This is a genomic window from Pseudomonas sp., from assembly GCF_040514055.1.
Taxonomy (GTDB): Bacteria; Pseudomonadota; Gammaproteobacteria; order Pseudomonadales; family Pseudomonadaceae; genus Aquipseudomonas.
Genome location: NZ_JBEVDL010000077.1, coordinates 46,950 through 66,860, shown reverse-complemented (window position 1 = coordinate 66,860; position 19,911 = coordinate 46,950). Strand labels below are relative to the sequence as shown.

The following is a 19,911-nucleotide window of genomic DNA, read 5'->3' as shown; positions in this document are numbered from 1 at the left end:
CCAAGATCAATCAAATCAATAGCTTGTTAGCGCGGCGCCAGTTCACTCAAATGCCGTGCGACGGCCAGCCAGGCACCGATGTAGCCCAGCAGCAGCGCGCCGCAGAGCAGCGACAGGCCATCGTCCAGGGGCACGCCGGCCAGGGCGAAATCGCTGCCATAGAGCCCGGCCAGGCGGACCACCGCCTCGTTCAGCCAATCCAGACCGAACACCAGCACGCCCCAAGCCAACAGCCCCGCGCCCAGGCCATAGAGGGCGCCCATATACAGAAAGGGCCGACGCACATAACCATCGGTACCGCCCACCAGCTTGATCACCTCGATCTCGGTACGGCGGTTTTCGATGTGCAGCCGAATGGTGTTGCCGATGACCAACAGCAACGCCAGGATCAGCAGCAGGCTCAGGCCGAAGACAAACCGCTCGCCGAGCTTGAGGATGGCGGTCAGGCGCTCCACCCACAGCAGGTCCAACTGCGCCTGCTGCACCCGGGGCAGTTCCGCCAGGCGCTGACGCAAGGCCTCGAGCCCTGGCTTGTCGACCTCACGGGGGGTGACCAGCACCACGCCCGGCAAGGGGTTTTCCGGCAGTTCCTTGAGCGCCTCGCCCAGCCCCGACTGCTGCTGAAACTCGGCCAGGGCCTGCTCACGGCTGATCCACTGCGCCTCGGCGACCTCGGGCAATGCCGCGACCTGGGCGCGCAGTGTTTCGCCTTGGGCGTCATCGGTGTCGATCTGCAGATACAGGGAAATTTGCGCGGCACGCTGCCACGAGCCACCGAGTCGCTCGACATTGTCCAGCAGCAGCGCCAGGCCCATGGGCATGCTCAGGGCAATCGCCATAACCAGGCAGGTGAAAAAACTGCCGACCGGCTGCTTGCCCAGGCGCCGCAGGCTGTCCATCAAACTGAAGTGATGATTTTCCAGCCAGGCGCGCAGCAGGTCGCGAAACGCCGCGCCGTTGTCCTGGGAATGCTCGGCGCTTTTCGGCGCAGCGCCGACCCGCTCGGCCGCCTTGGCGGTCTGTGCCGGTTGTTCTTCACGGCTCATCAGCCGGCCTCCCCGTCGCCGATCAGGCGACCACGCTGCAAGGTCAACATGCGGTGCCGCATGCGGGCGATCAGGCTCAGGTCGTGGCTGGCGATCAGCACGCTGGTGCCCAGCCGATTGATGTCCTCGAACACCCCCATGATCTCCGCCGCCAGGCGCGGATCGAGGTTGCCGGTCGGTTCGTCGGCGAGCAACAAGGCCGGCCGATGGACCACCGCACGGGCGATACCGACGCGCTGCTGCTGGCCGGTGGACAGGTCGCCCGGCAACAGCTCGGTCTTGTCGGACAGCCCCACCCGCTCCAGCGCGGCGGCCACCCGCTTGCCGATCTCGGGCTTGGACAAGCCAAGGATTTGCAAGGGCAAGGCGACGTTGGCGAACACGCTGCGATCGAACAGCAGCTGGTGATTCTGGAACACCACACCGATCTGCCGGCGCAAAAACGGGATTTGCGCCGTGGTGATCTTGGCCAGGTCCTGGCCCGCGAGCAGCAACTGGCCGGTGGTGGGCCGCTCCATCGCCAGGATCAGGCGCAACAATGTGCTTTTACCGGCACCGGAGTGACCGGTAACGAACAGGAATTCGCCGCGACGCACGCGAAAACTCAGCTCGTGCAGCCCGACATGACCGTTGGGATAACGTTTGCCGACCTGCTCGAAACGAATCATGGCTGGTCCCGCTCGGCGAACAGCGCCTGGACAAAGGGCTCGGCTTCGAAGGTGCGCAAATCGTCGATGCCCTCGCCCACCCCGATGTAGCGAATCGGCAGACCGAACTGCTTGGCCAAGGCGAAAATCACCCCACCCTTGGCGGTACCGTCCAGCTTGGTCAGCGCCAGCCCAGTGAGGTTGACGGTCTGGTTGAACTGCTTGGCCTGGTTGATCGCATTCTGCCCGGTGCCGGCATCGAGTACCAACAGCACTTCGTGGGGCGCGGTATCGTCCAGTTTGCCGATGACCCGACGGACTTTTTTCAGCTCTTCCATCAGGTTGTCTTTGGTGTGCAGACGCCCGGCGGTGTCGGCGATCAGCACGTCCATGCCGCGCGACGTGGCGGCCTGCACGGCGTCGAAGATCACCGAGGCGGAATCGGCGCCGGTGTGCTGGGCGATCACCGCGATCTGGTTACGCTCGCCCCAGACCTGCAACTGCTCGACCGCCGCGGCGCGGAAGGTGTCACCGGCCGCCAGCATGACCTTTTTGCCTTCGAGCTGCAGTTTCTTCGCCAGCTTGCCGATGGTGGTGGTCTTGCCTGCACCGTTGACACCCACCACCAGGATCACAAAGGGCTTTTTCTCACCGCTGATCAACAGCGGCTTTTCCACCGGACGCAGCAGCGCGGTCAGCTCTTCCTGCAGGGCCTTGTACAGCGCCCCGCTGTCGGTCAGTTGCTTGCGCGCCACCCGTTGGGTCAGGCTCTGCACGATCAGGGTGGTGGCTTCGACGCCGACATCGGCCGTCAATAAACGGGTCTCGATCTCGTCCAGCAGGTCATCATCGATGGCCTTTTTACCGAGAAACAGGCTGGCCATGCCCTCGCCCAGGCTGGCGCTGGTCTTGGACAAGCCCTGTTTCAGCCGGCTGAAGAAACCCTGTTTGGTTTCTTCAGCGGTGGCGGCCGCCTGGCTCGCGGCGGGACTGTCGCTGAGCGGGACGACCGCTGCGGGCTTCGCCTCGACGGCTGGCGCAGGGCCCGGCGTCTCGGCCGCTGGAACGCTCTCAGCGCCGCCCAACAGCCGGGCGAACAGGCCCGCCTTGGCGGGGGTCTCGACCACCGCAGTGCCGGCCACCAGAGGCGCAGCCGGGGCGCCCTCAGCTACGGGCCTCTCGACTGCAGGCTGAGCGAGCGTCGGAGCAGGCTCAGTCGCTGGCGCGGGCGCCGCAGGGGCTTCGGAATAGCTTTCCAGGCCTGCAGGCCCGACGGCCGCCGGCGACGGCTCGACCGGAATCGGCCCAGGGGCAGCTGGAGCGGGCTCGACCGCCGGGGCCACGACGACGGCCGCGGCCTGGCGCGGCGCTGGCATGTCCACGGGGCTGCCGCTGGCGGCAGGCAAAGGGTCCTGGGGCTTCTTGCGCATCCAGCCAAACAGCCCCTTGCCGTCGCCGCTTTCCGTCACACCCTGGGGAGCTGTGGTAGATGGCACGGGGGCCGGCTCCGGAGCGGGGGCCACCGGCGGCGCAGGCGGCGTTGCCACTGGCGCGCCGGGTACGGCGGCTTGCGGGTACTGGGCTGTGGCGGTCAGTTCGAGTGGCTGGGCCGCTTCCGCCGATGCCGGCGCGGCAGGCGCCGGCAAGCTGGGTGCGGCGGCAGGCGCATGGGCTCCGTCCGGCCCGGCAGCCGGCGAAACGGGCTCCTGCGGCTTTTTCCGCATCCAGCCGAACAGGCCTTTTTTCTCGGCGTTTTCGCCCGGGAGCTGTTCTCCAGCGGGGGCTGGAGTCTTCTTGTCGTCGTTGGAACCAAACATGGAGGACGGCTATCTCATGGTGCGACGCGCCGACAGGCGTGGCCGCCAGTAAAACGGATGAGTATCCTAGCACCTCCTCGCCCGCCGACGCTAAGACCACGCGGGCCGTCCTATAGGTCAAAACCTCGATGATTGCGATTGCCCGCTGCGCCGCCGGCCTGCTGTTCGGCGCTCTCTGCTTGCCGCTGCCCCTGTTGGCCGCGCAACCCCAACCCACCCACGAATTCACCCTGGACAACGGCCTCAAGCTGATTGTCCGCGAGGATCACCGCGCCCCCGTGGTGGTCTCGCAGATCTGGTACAAGGTCGGCTCCAGCTATGAAACCCCGGGGCAGACCGGCCTGTCCCATGCCCTCGAGCACATGATGTTCAAGGGCAGCGAAAAACTCGGGCCTGGCGACGCCTCCCGCGTGCTGCGCGAACTGGGCGCCGAGGAAAACGCCTTCACCAGCGACGACTACACCGCCTACTACCAGGTCCTGGCCAGCGACCGCCTGGGCGTGGCCTTCGAACTGGAGGCCGACCGCTTGGCCAGCCTGCGCCTGCCTCCGGCGGAATTCAGCCGTGAGATCGAGGTGATCAAGGAGGAGCGGCGCCTGCGCACCGACGACAAGCCCAACTCCCTGGCCTTCGAGCGCTTCAAGGCCATGGCCTACCCGGCCAGCGGCTATCACACCCCGACCATCGGCTGGATGGCCGACCTGCAGCGCATGAAGGTCGAAGAGCTGCGCGCCTGGTACGAAGCCTGGTACGCGCCGAACAATGCCACCCTGGTGGTGGTCGGCGATGTCGAGCCGCAGGCGGTCAAGGCCCTGGCCGAACGTTACTTCGGCGCCATCCCGCGCCGCGCCGTGCCGCCGGCCAAAGTGCCGCGCGAGCTGGCCGAGCCGGGCGAGCGGCGCCTGACCCTGCACCTGAAAACCCAGCTGCCCAGCCTGCTGCTGGGGTTCAATGTGCCCGGCCTGGCCACCGCCAAGGACGCCCGCCAGGTGCACGCCCTGCGCCTGATCTCGGCCCTGCTCGACGGCGGCTACAGCGCACGCCTGTCGGCACGCCTGGAACGCGGTGAAGAACTGGTCTCCAGTGCCTCGTCCTGGTACGACGCCCATGCCCGCGGCGACAGCCTGTTCGTGCTCAGCGCAACACCCAATACTCAGAAAGGCAAGACCCTGGCCGAGACCGAAGCCGGTCTGTGGCGCCAGCTGGACGACCTCAAACAGCAGGCACCCTCCGTGGCGGAACTGCAGCGGGTACGCGCCCAGGTGATCGCCGGCCTGGTTTTCGAGCGCGACTCCATCACCAGCCAGGCGACCACCATTGGCCAGCTGGAAACCGTTGGCCTGTCCTGGACCCTGATGGACCAGGAGCTGGCCGCGCTCGAAGCCGTTACCCCCGCCGATATCCAGCAGGCCGCGCGCACCTTCTTTACCCGCGAGCGCTTGAGCGTCGCCCATATTCTGCCCCAGGAGGCCCGTCCATGAGCGCGCACCACGGCTTACGTCAACTGGTCCTCGCCGCCCTGCTGGGTGGTCTGCTGGGCTGCCAGTCGCCTGCCGCGCAAGCCCCCGCGGCGCCTGCGCCCTTGCCGGCACTGAATTCCCTGGCCGAGCTGGACGGCAAGGACCCCAGCCACCGCGCGCTGGACATCCAGACCTGGCGGACCGCCGAAGGCGCCAAGGTGCTGTTCGTCGAAGCGCGGCAGCTGCCCATGTTCGACCTGCGCCTGACCTTCGCCGCCGGCAGCAGCCAGGACGCCGGGGTACCGGGCCTGGCCATGCTGACCAACGCCATGCTTAACGAGGGCGTACCGGGCAAGGACGTCACCGCGATCGCCGAAGGCTTCGAGGACCTGGGTGCCGAGTTCGGCAACGGCGCCTACCGTGACATGGCAGTCGCCTCGCTGCGCAGCCTGAGTGCCCCGGCGCAACGCGAGCCGGCCCTGCAGCTGTTCGCTCAGGTGCTCGGCCAACCGAGCTTCCCTGCAGACGCGCTGGCACGGATCAAGAACCAGGTGCTGGCCGGTTTCGAGTATCAGAAACAGAACCCTGGCACCCTGGCCGGCCTGGAGCTGTTCAAGCGCCTGTACGGCGAGCACCCTTACGCACACTCCAGCGAGGGCACGGCGCAGTCCATCCCGGGCATCAGCCCCGCGCAACTGCGGGCGTTCCACGCCCAGGCCTATACCCCGGGCAATCTGGTGATCGCGTTGGTGGGCGACCTCTCCCGGGAGGAAGCCCAGGCGCTGGCCGCGCAGGTTTCGGCCGCGCTGCCCAAAGGCCCGGCCCTACCGAAGATGGCTCAACCGCACCCCCCCAAGGCCGGCCTGACGCATATCGAGTTTCCGTCCAACCAGACCCACCTGTTGCTCGCGCAACTGGGCATTGACCGCCAGGACCCCGACTATGCCGCGCTTTACCTGGGCAACCAGGTGCTGGGCGGTGGCGGTTTCGGTACCCGACTGATGACCGAAATCCGCGAAAAGCGCGGGCTGACCTACGGTATCTATTCCGGTTTCAGCGCCATGCAGGCCCGCGGTCCGTTCACCATCAGCTTGCAGACCCGTGCCGAGCTCAGTGAAGGCACCCTGGCCCTGGTGCAACAGTTGTTGCGTGACTACCTGGCCAGCGGCCCCACGCCCAAGGAACTGGACGATGCCAAACGCGAACTGGCCGGCAGCTTTCCCTTGAGCACCGCGAGCAATGCCGACATAGTCGGGCAACTGGGCGCCATCGGCTTCTACGACCTGCCACTGACCCACCTGGAAGACTTTATGCGCAAGGTTCAGGCCCTGAGCGTCGACGAGGTCAAGACGGCCATGGCCAAGCACCTGAATGTCGATCAGTTGGTCATAGTCACCGCCGGTCCCAGCGTGGCGCAAAAGCCGCTGCCAGCCCCCACCGATTCCCTGGTCGAACCGCCCCTGGGCGTACCGGAGCACTGAGATGCGCGACAAGAGCCCACAAACCCCGCGCCCAGCCTCGTCCAGGCAGGCCGCCCACGGCGGCCAGGGGCAGCTGCGGATCATTGGCGGCGAGTGGCGCTCGCGCCAGTTCAGCTTCCCCATGGCCCATGGCCTGCGTCCCACGCCGAACCGGGTCCGCGAGACCCTGTTCAACTGGCTGGCCACGCAGATCGTCGGCGCGCGGGTCTTCGACCTGTTTGCCGGCAGCGGCGCGCTGTACCTGGAGGCGCTGTCCCGTGGCGCCAGCATGGCCCTGGCCCTGGACCTGAACGCCGCGGCCATCGCCAGCCTGCGCCAGACCCTGGAAACCCTTAAATGCGGCAACGGCCAGCTGCTGCACGGCGACGCCCTGCGCTATTTGGAGAACCAGCCGGCCACCCCCTTCGACCTGGTCTTCCTTGATCCGCCCTTCAGCCAGAACCTGCTGCTGCCGGCCTGCACGCTGCTGGAGGAAAAAGGCTGGCTGGCCGAACGGGCGTGGATCTACACCGAGAGCGAAAACGCCCCCTCGGGCCTGGGCCTGCCCGGTAACTGGCGCCTGCACCGCGAGCAGAAGGCTGGCCAGGTGTTCTATGCCTTGTGGCAACGCACGGCCTGAGCCTTGGGCCGGCATTCGCCCGGCCAATGGCCCTTCTGTTTTGCCAGCAAAGGCTCTAGCCTGAGCGTCTGAACCCCGACTGACCAGAGTCCCCCTCATGACGCCGCCCTTCCAACCCGCCTGGTGGCTGCCCGGCGCCCACCTGCAGACGGTGTGGAGCGCCTTCTGCCGGCCGCCCCCGGCGTTGCAACGGCAACGCGAGCGCTTATGGCTGGCCGATGGCGATTTTCTCGACCTCGACTGGTTCGGCCCCCACGACGCCCAGGCGCCGCTGGTCACGGTGCTACACGGCCTCAGCGGCTCCTCACACTCGCTCTATGTGCTGGGCTTGCAGCAACGGCTGGCGGCGCAGGGCTGGGCCAGCGTCGCGGTGAACTGGCGCGGTTGCTCGGGGGAGCCCAACCTGCTGCCCCGGGGCTACCACTCCGGCGCCAGCGAGGACCTGGCCGCCGTGCTTGAGCACCTGCACGCGCAACGACCGCTGGCACCGCTGTACGCCGTGGGTTACTCCCTGGGCGGCAATGTGCTGCTCAAGCACCTGGGCGAGACCGGCACCGACAGTGGCCTGCAAGGCGCGGTGGCGGTGTCCGTGCCCTTTCGCCTGGACCACTGCGCCGACCGCATGAGCCTGGGCCTGTCGCGCTTCTACCAGGCGCACTTCATGCGTGCACTGGTGGGTTATGTGCGCGACAAGCAGCGGCGCTTCCAGCACGAAGGCCAACATGAGCGCCTGGCCGCCCTGCAAAACCTGGGCGGCCTGGACGACCTGCGCACGTTCTGGCAGTTCGACGGACGTTTCACCGCGCCGCTGCACGGTTATACCGACGCTGGCGACTATTACCGACGCGCCTCCAGTCGCTTTTTTCTCGGGCAGATTCGCACCCCGACCCTGCTGATCCAGGCCGCCGACGATCCCTTTGTGTTTCCCCACAGCGTGCCGCAGCCCGAGGAACTGGCGAGCGGCACCGAACTGGAACTGCATGCCCGAGGCGGGCATGTCGGCTTTATCGAGGGCACACCGCGCCGCCCCGGGTACTACCTGGAACGGCGGATCCCGCAGTGGCTGCTGGCTCAGTCGTCGAAACCGGCGAGCCACGACCAGTCGTGCGGGAAGCGCACCTTCAGCGGCAACTGATCGACCCGCCACAGCGGCGACAGCGGCTGCTCGAACTCAGCCGGCACCAGCAGGCCCATCTGGCTGACGGTAAAGGGTTTCTGCATGTCCGCCGGCAAGCGCCGCGCGCTGTCGGCCGCCTGCAGCACCCGCGCGGCCTGCCAGCTGCCATCCGGCAGGCGCACCTGCAGCGGCTGCCCTGGCGCGGCATAAGCGGCGAAACGCGGCTCCAGGTAAATCAGCAGCAACGGCTCGACCGGGCGTTCCAGGCGCATCAACACCGTACCCGGGCCGACATTTTCCCCGCGGCCGACCAATACCTCGGCGACCCGACCGTCCTCGCTGGCGTTCAACCGCAACCCCTCGAGCCTTGATTGCAGCCACTGCCGCTCGCGCTCCTCGCGCCGCAACTGCAGCGGATCGCCCTCGGCCTGGCTGCGCTGGGTGCGCAGGCGCGCGTCCTGCTCGAGCAGGAGCTGCTGCTGGGCATTCAAGTCGGCCTGGGCCGTGAGCAGCTCGCCACGGGTCGCCGCGCCCTGGGCCAGCAGCGCCTGGAGCTGGCTGACACGCTGGCGGGCCAGGTCGATCGCGCGCTGCTGAAACGGCAGCGCTGGCCTCGACACCGAACCGCTGGCCGGCACCTCGACGGGCTGCAGCTGCTGGATACGCAGGCGCCACTCGGGGTTGTCCAGGCTCAGCAGCAACTGGCCAGACCGCACTTGATCGCCCACCTTGACTGACAGCTCGGCCACCGTACCGGCCTCGCGGGCCCGCAACTCGACCATCGGCAGCTGGATCTGTGCCGGCGCCTCGATCCGCAGGTAATCGGCCGCCAGGCGGCCGAAGAACCACAGCAACGGGCTGCTGATCAGCAACAGGATCAGGTACCAGCGCAGGCGGAAGGCCATGCGCTTGCCCGGCGCATACAGCACCTTGAGGCCGGCCTCCTGGGTCGGGTTGCGTTCCTTGTCACCGGTAAAGCGAATCTTCATGGAAGTCCCTGGCGTGGATAATCCTCCCAGTCCTGCCAGTCGATACCGGCAATGCCGGCGGCTGACAGCTCGGGTTGCCAGGCCGTTACCTGGGCTTGCAGTTGCGCCGCGCTGACGCCTTTCCAGCTCAGGTGGGTGTCCAGCTCCCGCTCGACACTCTGCGCCAGGCGAAAGCGCAACTGCGGCCAGCGCGCGGCGATGGCGAGCGCCGTCTCGGCGCTGCGCCGCGGGTCGCGGCGATAGATCATCAGGCTGACTTGCTCGATCTGTCCGAGGCCACAGGGAATGCAGGGCGTATCGGCAGCCGTCGCCTCGAACCAGCGCGGGTGGCTGGAAATCGCCAGGGGCCAGGGGCTGCGCCGCGCCACCGCAGCCAGGGTATCCAGCCACTGCTGCAAGCGCTCAGGCGGGACCGGCCAGCCCAGCTGTTCGACTTCCAGATCCAGGTGCAAACCGGCGAACGGCAGGTCGCGGTAACGCTCCAGCAGGCCCAGTAGCTCGGGTCGCCCCTGCTCGGTAATCCAGCTCGGCTCGCCGAGTAGCAGGCTGACGCGCAGCCCTTGCGATTCGGCCGCCTGCAGCAAGGCCGCCAGCGTGCGTTCGGTCTGACTGCCTGCCCGCACCTGGGCCGCCGAGAGGCCGACATACAGCTGGCCCATGCCGCTGCGGCGCAGCTGCTGCAGTTCGCTGCCTTGGCGCGCCGGATCGAGCAGGGCGCGGCTGTCCCAGATATACATGCCCTGGCTCCAGGCCCCCGTCGCGGCACTGACCGGATGTGGCCAGTGCAGACGCGCGCCGCCCAGCAGCTCCTCGAGCCCGGGCTGATCGTCCAGCAGCAGGCGCAGCTCGGCTTCGCGCAGCCAGCTGGCATGCCAGGCCTGGATCCGCCCGAGCAGCGCCGCCTGATAGCCACGCTGCGCCTCGAGCAACGCCACCAGCCCCTCCTCGCCTTCGACCCCGCGCCGCGCCCGGCGCTCGTGCCACAGCTGCTCGGCCTGGGGTACCCGTTCCAGGCTGGCCTGCAGCCCTTCAAGGCTCTGGCGATAGGCGCGCAAGCCCTTGAACAGGCTGAACTGCAACTGCTGCCGCTCGGCGGCCAGGGCCTGCTGTGCCGCGCGGTAGTTGGCTTCGCCCAGGCGCTGACGAGCCTGATCGGCACCGAGCAGATCGAAGGGCATGGCAAAGGCCAGGCTGGCTACCAAGCCATCGCCATTACGCCGATAGTCGTTACGGTCCTGCAGTGACTGCGCCAGGCTGAAGCTGGAGTCCACGCTGTCATACCAGCGACCACCCCGCTGCGCCTCGGCCAGCTGCAGGGCCTGCTCGCGCTGGTTCAGACGCGGATGGCCGGTCAGCGCCCCGCGCCAGGCTTCCAGTCCCTGGGGCTGGCTGGCCAACGCCTCGACCTGGGCGCTGGCCTCGGCGGGTAACGGAACCAACAGACCGAGCATCGCCTGGGCCTCCGCCTGCAGTCCGCCACTGCCCTGGCACTGGCGCTGCAGGACGCGCCAGGCATTGCGCTGGTCCTGGGTCGCGGAGGTGCGCAGCCAGCCGGCACGCCAGCGCGCCTCCAGGCTGGTCTGCGCGTCGCGGGCCACCGCCTGCACCTGCCCGCACCACTGGTGCACGGCCTGCGCCGCCCACCAATCGGCATAGGCACTGCGCAGCAGCAGGCGGTGCTCGGCTTTTTGCAGGGCCAATCCCAGCTGTTGCTGCTGCACCGCCGAGCGGCTGCGGTTGACCGCCTCGATCTGCCGTTTAAGGCTGCCCAGCAAGGGATAGCGCAGGCCCAGCTGATAGTCCTGGCCGACGTATTCATCGTAGGTTTCCGCCCCACCGAGGGTATCGAGGTCGCGGTAGTCGCCGGTGCTGGCACTGCCGAACAGGCTCCAGCCCCGCTCGGCCTCGCGCAGCGCCTGTTCGGCCTGCGCCGCGTGCAGCTGCTGGGCGGCCTGCTGCAGTGCCGGACCCTCCTCGAGGCGCTCCAGCAGCTGCGACAGGGGCAGCGGCTGCGCCGCCAGCGGCAGGCTCAGCACGATCAGGGTCGTCAGCCAGCCTGCCCGCATCTCAGAACCTCTTTGCCTTCTTGATGACCCACCAGGGCGCCATGCTGGTTTCCTCATGGCCGCGACGGAACCACTCGTTGAGCATGGCCACTGCACTCCAGCAGCGCATGATGAACATAAACAGCGGGAAGATCGGTACCAGCACCGCCAGGCGCAGGTCCTCTCGGGGCCGCTCGGAAATCAGCCCCAGCATGCACAGGTACAGCAGCAGGGTGATCAGCAGGTACAGCAGGTAGACCAGGGTGCCCAGCAAGGCCAGGGTCTCCCAGGGCAGCACCAGCAGGGCGAACAGGCTATAGCCGAGAATGATGAACGGCAGTACCAGTTGAAAGAAGAAACCGCTGACCAGGGTCATGATGAAATTACCCCAGCCCATCAGGCGCGGCGTGATGCTGGCGGGGTGCTTGCGCACATAGAGGAACAGCAGGTCGCCGTCCCAGCGCAGGCGTTGCATCAGGAACTGGCGAAACGTCACCGGCGCATCGGTATGGCCGATGGCCTCTGGCTCGAAGGGGATGCGCAGGCCCTTGTAGCGGCCGAAATAGCTCTTGATGCGCAAGGTGATATCCAGGTCCTCCGCGGTATGGGTATCCCAACCGCCGGCGCGTTCGATAAAGCTGCGACGGAACGCGCCGAACGCGCCGGAAACGTTATTGACCAGGTTCCATTCGCTGAGCCCGATCTTCGCCATATGGATCGACAACAGGTACTCCAGGGCCTGCATGGCCGTACTCAACGAGGCCCAGGTGTTGCGCACGCGCAGGCTGCCCGCCACCGCGGGCACATTGGGGTCCTCGAAATGGCGAACCATGGCGCTGACCATGTTGTTGTCGAAGGAGGTGTCGCCGTCATGCACCAGGATGATCTCCCCCGAGCACAGCGCCAGCCCGGCATTCAGCGACGACACCCGTCCCCCGCGTTGCCACTTGGCGATCGGCCGCAGGTGGCGACGCGGGTAGAGCAGTGGGTCGCACCGGAAACTGCGCACCGCCCGCAGGGTGTCCGGGTTGACCGCCGCGCCATCGACCACCGGCACGATCTCGATAGGCCCCGGATAGGTCTGCTCGCACAGGCTGAGCAGGGTCTTCTGCACGTCCATGCCTTCGCTGTAGCAGGTGATGATGCAGGACACCCGCGGCCGATACAGCGATTGGCACGGCACCCGGCTGCGCTGGCGGGTGACCCAGCGCAGCACGCCGAGCATCACCAGCAGGTTGAGCGGCAGCTCGAATAACAGGAAATATGGAAACAGCATCAGAAACAGCCGCGACAATCCGTCCGGCGCACTCAGCGCGCTAATCAAATCGGCCAGTTGCCCGAGGAGGTCCATGGTTCAGTTCAACCCTGCGGTCAGGCGCGCCAGCAGCAGCGGCGCATTCTCCTCGGCCTGCATCTCCTCCGGAGCGGTGAAGCCGACCAGGCGCAGGTTGATCTGCTGCAGGACATCCTTCTGCACCTGCTGCGCGCCCTCCAGCAGACGCTCTTGCAGGCGCAGCAGGCCGACTGCGGGGGTCCGCGGCAGCAGCATCCACAGTACGTCTTCACTGCTGCGATTGCAGCGGTCGGTATCGCGGATGATCTGCTGGAGCCGCTCGACCAGCGCATCGACCAGTGCATGCCCGCGCATTTCGCCCAACTCGGCGAACACCTGATCGAGGTTCTCCACGCGCAGGCCGAGCAGGGAAAACCCGGGCTCGCCATAACGCCTGACCAGCGCCAGCTCCCAGTCGAGCAGTTCATGAAAGCCGGCCTCGCCCATCAGATTCAGACGCTGGAAATAGGCATCCGCCGCGCTGCCAGCCTCCAGGCCCTGGCGACAGCGCAAGCGCCCGCTTTCCGAAAGCTGGAAATGCCGCACCTCGCGCACCCGCAGACGATCGGGGCTGTGCACCACGCCGCAGTCGAGGCAGCGCGCATCCACCGCCGAATCGACGAAGAAGGCCTGGCAAGCGCGGCAGCGATAGTTTTCCAGCGGACGGTCATAGTCGCTGCCGATATGCCGCAGGCGGCTGTAGCAGTTCGGGCAGATCAGCACGCCATCCTTGAGAAACTCCTCCTGCGCGCCGACGTGGCCACAGGTGAAGCAGTGCAAGGACGGCTGGCGGACGATATCCAGCGCATGGCATTCCGCACAGACGTCGACGTAATTGAGTCGCCCGGAGCCGCAGCTGCCACACAGGCGCAGCCGGTCCAGCAGCTCGGTGGCTTCCAGCCACGCCTTCTGCTGCATCAGCTGTAACCAGCCATAGGCATTGAAGCCTTCGTCGCCGGCCAGTGCCTCGATCAGCGGATAGCGATAGTGCTGGGCGCAGGCGGTATCGCACAACGCCCGCAGTTGCGCCTTGGGGCGCAACCACAACCAGGCCAGCACGCGACCTTCCAGGCGTTCGGGGCCGCGTCCGCGGTTGAACAGCGCCAGCCGCTCGCGCCACAGGCGCCACAACGGCTCCAGCAGCGCCAGATTGGGCGGTGCCCTGCCATCGCCCAGGGCCTGGCCCCAGGTATCGGGCTCCTGGGTGCAATAGATCAGGCTGAAGTGATAGGCCTCGACTCGGCGCAAGCGGCGCAAGGCCTGCCCGGCCTCGGTACTGGGCAACTCGAGCAGCAAGACATCGAACGGCGGCTGCACCAGCAGGGCCTCGACACTGGTAAACACCGCCCGGCTAACGCTCGACTGTGCATCCGGCTCCCTGCGGAGTACGGCAACACGGGGCAAGGTATCGAACATGCACCCCCCATGACAGCTTAAGGCTCAATCTCGCGATGTGCGCAGTAGGCAGATTAGTCGATAGACGAAGGCACAACCCGGATCAGCCCACCGTACCGTAGAAGCGGTCGTCCAGGGGCACGAACAGCTTCTGCTGCAGGGCCTCGATCGCCGGCCGCGACTGCGCGCTGACATGGCCGCCCTCGAGCGCCAGCACCTGGTAGATGCCGCGGCGCAGCAACTCCTCGTTGAGGTCGCCGGTATCGGCACGGGTGGTGCAGAGAAAGCGCACCCAGGAGGTCATGATGATCCAGCTGTTGAGGGTCAGGGCCTCGATCTGCACGCGGTCCATCAACAGGATGCCGGCATCGACGAAGCCCTGGTAGATCGCCTGGGCATGGTCCAGGCAGCGCTGGGCGAATACCCGGTAACGCGCCGCCAGCGCGCCATCGGCCTCCAGCAGGTGCTCCAGGTCGCGGTGCAGGAAGCGGTAATGCCACATGGCGGCCAACAACGCCTCCAGGTAATAGGTCTTGTCCTGCACCGTCAGCGCCCGGCCACTGGGCAGGCGCAGAAACACATCCACCTGGCCTTCGTACTGGGCGAAGAGCTCGGCGATGATCACCTGCTTGTTGGCGAAGTGGTAATACAGGTTGCCGGGGGACATGCCCAGGTGCGCGGCGATGTGATTGGTGGTCACGCTGCGCTCACCCTGGGCGTTGAACAGCGCCAGGCTGGCCAGGATGATGCGCTCACGGGTCTTGATCGGTGCGGCCATAACGCGGCGGACTCTCGGCGGGTTCTCGGTGGCACAGGGCCCTTGCTTGGGGCGCAGCATAATCGAAAGCCGCAACCGTTGCGCCAGGCTCCAGGCGGCAAGATTTGACAGATTAGAGCAATTGCTCTAAAAATCCACCAGCCTTACAGGGAACCCGTCCCGCAGGAACCGTCCAGGAGCCGCCCCATGGTCGCCGACATCGCCTACCTTCAGCACAGCCAACAGCAAATCAGCCAGCTCGACCAGCTGTTCCAGCGCCAGCGGGAGGCCTTCACGGCCCATCCGATGCCCGCCGCCGAACAGCGCATCCAGTGGCTCAAGGCCCTGGGCACGGTATTGCGCAACGAACAGAAGGCGTTGATCGAGGCGATCTCCCGCGACTTCAGCAACCGCTCCGCCGACGAAACCCTGCTGGCCGAACTGATGCCCAGCCTGCAAGGCATCCACTATGCCTGCAAGCGTCTGAAAGGCTGGATGAAACCGTCGCGCCGCGCCGTGGGCCTGGCCTTCCAGCCGGCCTCGGCCAAGGTGGTCTATCAGCCGCTGGGCGTGGTCGGGGTGATAGTGCCGTGGAACTACCCGCTGTTTCTGGCCATCGGCCCACTGGTTGGCGCCCTGGCGGCGGGCAACCGGGTGATGATCAAGATGAGCGAGTCGACCCCGGCCACCTCGCAGTTGCTCAAGACCCTGCTGGCCAAGGTGTTCCCCGAGGACCTGGTGGCGGTAGCCCTGGGCGAGGCGGAAGTGGGCATGGCCTTCTCCCGGCTGCCCTTCGATCACCTGCTGTTTACCGGTGCGACCAGTATCGGCAAACACGTGATGCGCGCCGCCGCGGAGAACCTCACTCCGGTCACCCTGGAGCTGGGCGGCAAGTCGCCGGCCATCGTGTCCCATGAGGTGCCCCTGCAGGATGCCGCCGAACGCATCGCCTTCGGCAAGACCATGAATGCCGGGCAGACCTGCGTGGCCCCGGATTACGTGCTGGTACCCCGGGACAGGGTCCAGGGATTCGTCGAGGCCTATCGCAACGTGGTCCTGGGTTTTTATCCCACGCTCGAGGACAACCCGGATTACACCGCCATCGTCAACGACCGTCAACTGCAGCGCCTCAACGGCTATCTGCAGGACGCCGAGAGCAAGGGTGCAACCATCGTTCCCCTGTACCCCGCGGCCCAGGGCCGGCGCATGCCCCAGGCCGTGCTGCTGAATGTGACGGACGACATGAAAGTGATGCAGGACGAAATCTTCGGCCCGCTGCTGCCCATCGTGCCCTACGATTCCCTCGACCAGGCGTTCGCCTATATCAATCAGCGCCCACGGCCGCTGGCGCTGTATTTCTTCGGTTACGACAAGCGCGAGCAGCAGCGGGTGTTGCACGAGACCCACTCCGGCGGCGTGTGCCTGAACGACACCCTGTTGCACGTCGCCCAGGACGACATGCCCTTTGGCGGCATCGGCCCCTCGGGCATGGGCCACTACCATGGCCATGAAGGCTTCCTGACCTTCAGCAAGGCCAAGGGGGTGTTTATCAAACAACGCTTCAATGCCGCGCGCCTGATCTATCCGCCCTACGGCCGGGCACTGCAGCGGCTGGTGTACAAGCTGTTCGTGCGCTGAACCTTCCTCTCTCCACCTGGCGTCGACGAGCACCGGCATGACAGACACCCTATCGATCGATCCCGCGCTGACCCGGCGCGGCCTGCTGAAAATCGGCCTGTTCGGCTCGGCCGTACTGGCCACCGCCGGCCTGACGGCGACCCTCGGCGGCTGCTCGGCCAGCGTGCCCTACGCCCAGATGAACGTGCTGCGCGAGGCTGACCTGGTGGTCCTGCGGGCACTGATACCGGTGATCCTGGAAGGCGCGGTGGCCGCCGAAAAAATGCCGAGGGCCCTCAGCGGCACCCTGGAAAGCCTCGACTTCAGCCTGGCGCACTTGTCGCCGGAAATGCTCAAGCTGACCCTGCAGCTGTTCGACGTGCTGAGCTCGCCGCTGACCCGCGGGCCGCTGACCGGCATCTGGGGCAGTTGGGCAAATGCCGAACCCGAGGCGATTCGCGCTTTTCTGCTGCGCTGGCAGGACAGTTCCCTGGAGCTGCTGCAGATGGGCCATTCCTCGCTGCTGCAACTGGTGAGCATGAGCTGGTACGGACGCCCGGAATCCTGGGCCCACTGCGGCTATCCCGGCCCGCCCAGCGTCTGATCGCTGACGTTAACCCGATCCGCCCCTGCTGCTGCACTCATAAGAACGAGAATCTCAGATGCCTGTACCCGATAGTTTCAGAGAGGGCCTGGCCCGCGGCTGGAAAACCCATGACGGCTCGCGCCTGGAACAGGACCTGAACCTCGAGGTGGATGTCGCCATCGTGGGCAGCGGTGCGGGGGGTGGCACCACGGCGGAAATCCTCAGCGCCGCCGGGTTCAAGGTGCTGCTGATCGAGGAGGGCCCGCTCAAGACCAGCAGCGACTTCAAGATGCTCGAGCCCGAGGCCTACGCCAACCTCTACCAGGAGGGCAGCGGGCGCATGAGCAAGGACGGCGCCATCACCATCATGCAGGGGCGCGCCGTTGGCGGCACCACGCTGATCAACTGGACCTCGAGTTTTCGCACGCCGCCACAGACCCTGGAACACTGGGCCAAGGAACACGCGGTGGTCGGTCACGGCGTCGCCGACATGGCGCCCTGGTTCGACAGGATGGAAGAGCGCCTGGGTGTCGCGCCCTGGATGATCCCGCCGAATCCCAACAACGACGTGATTCGCGCCGGCTGCGAAAAACTGGGCTACCACTGGAAAGTCATTCCACGCAACGTCCGCGGCTGCTGGAACTTGGGGTATTGCGGCCTGGGCTGCCCGACCAACGCCAAGCAGTCGATGCTGGTCACCACCATCCCCGCGACCCTGGAAAAAGGCGGCGAGCTGCTGTTCCTGGCCCGCGTCGAGCGCGTGCTGTGGAGCGGCAACCGGGTCGACGGCCTCGAATGCCTGGCCATGGACGCCCGATGCGTGGCACCCACCGGCCGGCGCATTCAGGTCAAGGCGCGGCATTACATCCTGGCCGGCGGCGGCATCAATACCCCGGCCATCCTGCTGCGCTCGGCGGCCCCGGACCCCCACGAGCGGCTCGGCAAACGCACCTTCCTGCACCTGGTGAATTTTTCCGCGGCGCAGTTCGAGCAGGTGATCAATCCCTTCTATGGCGCACCGCAATCGATCTACTCCGACCATTTCCAATGGGACCAGGGCACGACCGGGCGCATGTCCTACAAGCTGGAAGTACCGCCCATGCAACCGGCGCTGACCGCCACCCTGCTCGGGCGCTTCGGCATCGACAACGCCCTGCGCATGGAGCAACTGCCGCACACCAACGCCATGCTGGCGCTGATGCGCGATGGCTTTCACCCCGACAGCGCCGAGGGCCGGGTCGAGCTGCGCGGTGACGGCACGCCGGTGCTCGACTACCCGATGACCGATTACACCTGGGATGGCATCCGCCGGGCGTTCCACACCATGGCCGAGGTGCAGTTCGCGGCGGGGGCCAAGAGCGTGCTGCCGCTGCACGCCGATGCACAGTACGTGAAGACCCTGGGCGAGGCCCGCAGCCTGATCGACAGTCTGAACCTGGCGCCCTACCGCACCCGCCTGGGCAGTGCCCACGTCATGGGCGGCTGCGCCATGGGCGAAGACCCGCGACAAGCGGTCACCGACAGCCTGGGTCGCCACCATCAGCTGGAAAACCTGTCGATTCACGACGGCTCGCTGTTCCCCACCAGCATTGGCGCAAACCCGCAGTTGTCGATCTACGGCCTGACTGCACAGCTGGCCAGCGCACTGGCGACGCGGCTGGGCAAGACCGCGCAAGTGGCGTGAGATGGCCAGTAAACTGCTTTCGGCCCTGCTGGTCCCGGTCGGCCTTATCCACATGCTGCCGCTTGCCGGCGTGCTAGGCGCCGAGCGCCTGGCGGCACTCTATGGCCTGGATTTCCAGGAACCCAACCTGTTGCTGCTGATGCGCAGCCGCGCCCTCCTTTTCGGCCTGCTGGGTGCCCTGTTGCTTTTCGCTGCCTGGCGCCCCGCCCTGCAGCCGCTGGCGCTGCTCGGTGGGCTGCTGAGTGTCGGCGGCTTTCTAGGCCTGGCCGCAGGCGGCAGCTACAACGAGGCGCTGCGCCGCGTCCTGCTGGTCGACTGGGTCGCCCTGGCCTGCCTGATCCTGGCGCTGGTGCTGTACCTGGTCGGTCGCCGGGGCGGCTGAACAGGGCACCCGACTTGGCCGGTAGCCTCCTGCTGCGCTACCATCCGAGTCCCTTACGGACTCCGCCAGGACGTCACGATGAATCGAGTGTTGTATCCGGGCACCTTTGACCCCATCACCAAAGGCCATGGCGACCTGGTCGAGCGCGCCTCGCGCCTGTTCGACAGCGTGGTAATCGCGGTTGCCGCCAGCCCGAAGAAAAACCCCCTGTTTCCCCTGGAACAGCGCGTGGCCCTGGCGCGCGAAGTGACCAAGCATTTGCCCAATGTCGAAGTCGTGGGTTTTGCGACCCTGCTGGCGCACTTTGCCAAGGAGCAAGGGGCCAACGCGTTTCTGCGTGGTCTGCGCGCGGTCTCGGACTTCGAGTATGAATTCCAACTGGCCAATATGAACCGCCAATTGGCGCCCGATGTGGAAAGCCTGTTCCTCACCCCCTCGGAAAAATACTCCTTTATTTCTTCGACCCTGGTGCGCGAAATCGCCGCGCTGGGTGGGGATATCAGCAAGTTCGTCCACCCTGCGGTGGCCGACGCCCTGACCGAACGGTTCAAGCGCTAAGCCGCTGCCGCCTCACGGCGATGCCTGACCGCAGCGCGGCGTGCGTTGCCGGGCGCGATACGGCACAATTGGCGCCTACCGTTTTCCACAGTCGCAGCCGCCCGCCGCGGCAGGAGCTGCTCCATGTCCCTGATCATTACCGACGATTGCATCAACTGCGACGTCTGCGAGCCGGAATGTCCGAACGGCGCGATTTCCCAAGGCGAGGAAATCTATGTCATCGACCCCAACCTGTGCACCGAGTGCGTCGGCCACTACAACGAACCCCAGTGCCAGCAGGTCTGCCCGGTCGATTGCATCCCCCTGGATGAAGCCCATGTCGAGACCCAGGACCAGTTGATGGAAAAATACCTGATCCTGACCGGCAAGGCCTGAGCC

At 66.5% G+C, this 19,911-nt stretch carries 18 protein-coding genes; 10 read left to right on the top strand and 8 right to left on the bottom strand.

Annotated elements, in window-relative coordinates; translation table 11 throughout:
• Positions 1-26 precede the first annotated feature (26 nt).
• The 3 genes from ftsX to ftsY are packed head-to-tail and all read right to left on the bottom strand — an operon-like array spanning position 27 to position 3,510.
• A complete protein-coding gene (gene ftsX, locus ABWY06_RS20485; protein ID WP_353927428.1) occupies positions 27-1,046 on the bottom strand; it encodes a permease-like cell division protein FtsX in 1,020 nt (339 codons plus the stop codon).
• Complete coding sequence (ftsE, locus tag ABWY06_RS20480) at positions 1,046-1,714, bottom strand: cell division ATP-binding protein FtsE (RefSeq protein WP_353927427.1); 669 nt, start codon at positions 1,712-1,714, stop codon at positions 1,046-1,048. Before ftsE ends, ftsX begins: the two co-directional genes overlap by 1 nt.
• Positions 1,711-3,510: a signal recognition particle-docking protein FtsY gene (gene ftsY, locus ABWY06_RS20475; RefSeq protein WP_353927426.1), complete on the bottom strand. Its 1,800-nt coding sequence runs from the start codon at positions 3,508-3,510 to the stop codon at positions 1,711-1,713. Before ftsY ends, ftsE begins: the two co-directional genes overlap by 4 nt.
• Positions 3,511-3,638: 128 nt before the next feature.
• Between ftsY and ABWY06_RS20470 the strand changes: the two genes are divergently transcribed.
• From ABWY06_RS20470 to ABWY06_RS20455, 4 genes are all read left to right on the top strand, one after another.
• Entirely contained in the window at positions 3,639-4,991 is a 1,353-nt protein-coding gene (locus ABWY06_RS20470) for a M16 family metallopeptidase (RefSeq protein WP_353927425.1), read from the top strand.
• Complete coding sequence (locus ABWY06_RS20465) at positions 4,988-6,451, top strand: M16 family metallopeptidase (protein WP_353927424.1); 1,464 nt, start codon at positions 4,988-4,990, stop codon at positions 6,449-6,451. The genes ABWY06_RS20470 and ABWY06_RS20465 overlap by 4 nt, the downstream gene beginning before the upstream one ends.
• Position 6,452: 1 nt before the next feature.
• A complete protein-coding gene (gene rsmD / locus ABWY06_RS20460; RefSeq protein ID WP_353927423.1) occupies positions 6,453-7,070 on the top strand; it encodes a 16S rRNA (guanine(966)-N(2))-methyltransferase RsmD in 618 nt (205 codons plus the stop codon).
• A gap of 97 nt (positions 7,071-7,167) precedes the next feature.
• Positions 7,168-8,205 carry a hydrolase gene (locus ABWY06_RS20455; RefSeq protein ID WP_353927422.1) on the top strand — a complete coding sequence of 346 codons (1,038 nt, stop codon included), beginning with the start codon at positions 7,168-7,170 and terminating at the stop codon, positions 8,203-8,205.
• Here the strand turns inward: ABWY06_RS20455 and ABWY06_RS20450 are convergent.
• From ABWY06_RS20450 to ABWY06_RS20430, 5 genes are all read right to left on the bottom strand, one after another.
• A complete protein-coding gene (locus ABWY06_RS20450) occupies positions 8,142-9,176 on the bottom strand; it encodes an HlyD family secretion protein (protein ID WP_353927421.1) in 1,035 nt (344 codons plus the stop codon). The two genes, ABWY06_RS20455 and ABWY06_RS20450, sit on opposite strands and share 64 nt — an antisense overlap.
• Positions 9,173-11,242, bottom strand: a complete 2,070-nt coding sequence (locus ABWY06_RS20445; protein WP_353927420.1) for a TolC family protein — start codon at positions 11,240-11,242, stop codon at positions 9,173-9,175. Before ABWY06_RS20445 ends, ABWY06_RS20450 begins: the two co-directional genes overlap by 4 nt.
• 1 nt (position 11,243) lies before the next feature.
• Positions 11,244-12,572 (bottom strand): glycosyltransferase family 2 protein, encoded by a 1,329-nt coding sequence (locus ABWY06_RS20440; protein WP_353927419.1) that lies wholly within the window; start codon positions 12,570-12,572, stop codon positions 11,244-11,246.
• 3 nt (positions 12,573-12,575) lie between these two features.
• Positions 12,576-13,970, bottom strand: a complete 1,395-nt coding sequence (locus ABWY06_RS20435; RefSeq protein ID WP_353927418.1) for a TackOD1 domain-containing metal-binding protein — start codon at positions 13,968-13,970, stop codon at positions 12,576-12,578.
• Between the two features lie 82 nt (positions 13,971-14,052).
• Positions 14,053-14,727 carry a TetR/AcrR family transcriptional regulator gene (locus tag ABWY06_RS20430; RefSeq protein ID WP_353927417.1) on the bottom strand — a complete coding sequence of 225 codons (675 nt, stop codon included), beginning with the start codon at positions 14,725-14,727 and terminating at the stop codon, positions 14,053-14,055.
• A 186-nt stretch (positions 14,728-14,913) separates the two neighbouring features.
• On the opposite strand from ABWY06_RS20430, the gene ABWY06_RS20425 reads away from it, so the two are divergent.
• The 6 genes from ABWY06_RS20425 to ABWY06_RS20400 all read left to right on the top strand — a co-directional run bounded on the left by ABWY06_RS20425 (position 14,914) and on the right by ABWY06_RS20400 (position 19,908).
• The gene (locus ABWY06_RS20425; RefSeq protein WP_353927416.1) at positions 14,914-16,344 is read left to right on the top strand and encodes a coniferyl aldehyde dehydrogenase; all 1,431 of its coding nucleotides are present in this window, start codon (positions 14,914-14,916) and stop codon (positions 16,342-16,344) included.
• A 37-nt stretch (positions 16,345-16,381) separates the two neighbouring features.
• Positions 16,382-16,927 carry a twin-arginine translocation pathway signal protein gene (locus ABWY06_RS20420; RefSeq protein ID WP_353927415.1) on the top strand — a complete coding sequence of 182 codons (546 nt, stop codon included), beginning with the start codon at positions 16,382-16,384 and terminating at the stop codon, positions 16,925-16,927.
• Positions 16,928-16,985: 58 nt separating this feature from the next.
• Complete coding sequence (locus ABWY06_RS20415) at positions 16,986-18,593, top strand: GMC family oxidoreductase (protein ID WP_353927414.1); 1,608 nt, start codon at positions 16,986-16,988, stop codon at positions 18,591-18,593.
• Position 18,594: 1 nt separating this feature from the next.
• Positions 18,595-18,975 (top strand): phosphopantetheine adenylyltransferase, encoded by a 381-nt coding sequence (locus tag ABWY06_RS20410; protein ID WP_353927413.1) that lies wholly within the window; start codon positions 18,595-18,597, stop codon positions 18,973-18,975.
• Between the two features lie 78 nt (positions 18,976-19,053).
• Positions 19,054-19,533, top strand: a complete 480-nt coding sequence (gene coaD / locus ABWY06_RS20405; protein WP_353927412.1) for a pantetheine-phosphate adenylyltransferase — start codon at positions 19,054-19,056, stop codon at positions 19,531-19,533.
• 123 nt (positions 19,534-19,656) lie between these two features.
• Entirely contained in the window at positions 19,657-19,908 is a 252-nt protein-coding gene (locus ABWY06_RS20400) for a YfhL family 4Fe-4S dicluster ferredoxin (protein ID WP_353927411.1), read from the top strand.
• The last annotated feature ends 3 nt before the right edge of the window (positions 19,909-19,911 follow it).

Coding starts and splice junctions, on each gene's coding strand:
- ftsX (WP_353927428.1), bottom strand. CDS start 1,046: ATGAGCCGTGAAGAACAACCGGCACAGACCGCCAAGGCGGCCGAGCGG.
- ftsE (WP_353927427.1), bottom strand. CDS start 1,714: ATGATTCGTTTCGAGCAGGTCGGCAAACGTTATCCCAACGGTCATGTC.
- ftsY (WP_353927426.1), bottom strand. CDS start 3,510: ATGTTTGGTTCCAACGACGACAAGAAGACTCCAGCCCCCGCTGGAGAA.
- ABWY06_RS20470 (WP_353927425.1), top strand. CDS start 3,639: ATGATTGCGATTGCCCGCTGCGCCGCCGGCCTGCTGTTCGGCGCTCTC.
- ABWY06_RS20465 (WP_353927424.1), top strand. CDS start 4,988: ATGAGCGCGCACCACGGCTTACGTCAACTGGTCCTCGCCGCCCTGCTG.
- rsmD (WP_353927423.1), top strand. CDS start 6,453: ATGCGCGACAAGAGCCCACAAACCCCGCGCCCAGCCTCGTCCAGGCAG.
- ABWY06_RS20455 (WP_353927422.1), top strand. CDS start 7,168: ATGACGCCGCCCTTCCAACCCGCCTGGTGGCTGCCCGGCGCCCACCTG.
- ABWY06_RS20450 (WP_353927421.1), bottom strand. CDS start 9,176: ATGAAGATTCGCTTTACCGGTGACAAGGAACGCAACCCGACCCAGGAG.
- ABWY06_RS20445 (WP_353927420.1), bottom strand. CDS start 11,242: ATGCGGGCAGGCTGGCTGACGACCCTGATCGTGCTGAGCCTGCCGCTG.
- ABWY06_RS20440 (WP_353927419.1), bottom strand. CDS start 12,572: ATGGACCTCCTCGGGCAACTGGCCGATTTGATTAGCGCGCTGAGTGCG.
- ABWY06_RS20435 (WP_353927418.1), bottom strand. CDS start 13,970: ATGTTCGATACCTTGCCCCGTGTTGCCGTACTCCGCAGGGAGCCGGAT.
- ABWY06_RS20430 (WP_353927417.1), bottom strand. CDS start 14,727: ATGGCCGCACCGATCAAGACCCGTGAGCGCATCATCCTGGCCAGCCTG.
- ABWY06_RS20425 (WP_353927416.1), top strand. CDS start 14,914: ATGGTCGCCGACATCGCCTACCTTCAGCACAGCCAACAGCAAATCAGC.
- ABWY06_RS20420 (WP_353927415.1), top strand. CDS start 16,382: ATGACAGACACCCTATCGATCGATCCCGCGCTGACCCGGCGCGGCCTG.
- ABWY06_RS20415 (WP_353927414.1), top strand. CDS start 16,986: ATGCCTGTACCCGATAGTTTCAGAGAGGGCCTGGCCCGCGGCTGGAAA.
- ABWY06_RS20410 (WP_353927413.1), top strand. CDS start 18,595: ATGGCCAGTAAACTGCTTTCGGCCCTGCTGGTCCCGGTCGGCCTTATC.
- coaD (WP_353927412.1), top strand. CDS start 19,054: ATGAATCGAGTGTTGTATCCGGGCACCTTTGACCCCATCACCAAAGGC.
- ABWY06_RS20400 (WP_353927411.1), top strand. CDS start 19,657: ATGTCCCTGATCATTACCGACGATTGCATCAACTGCGACGTCTGCGAG.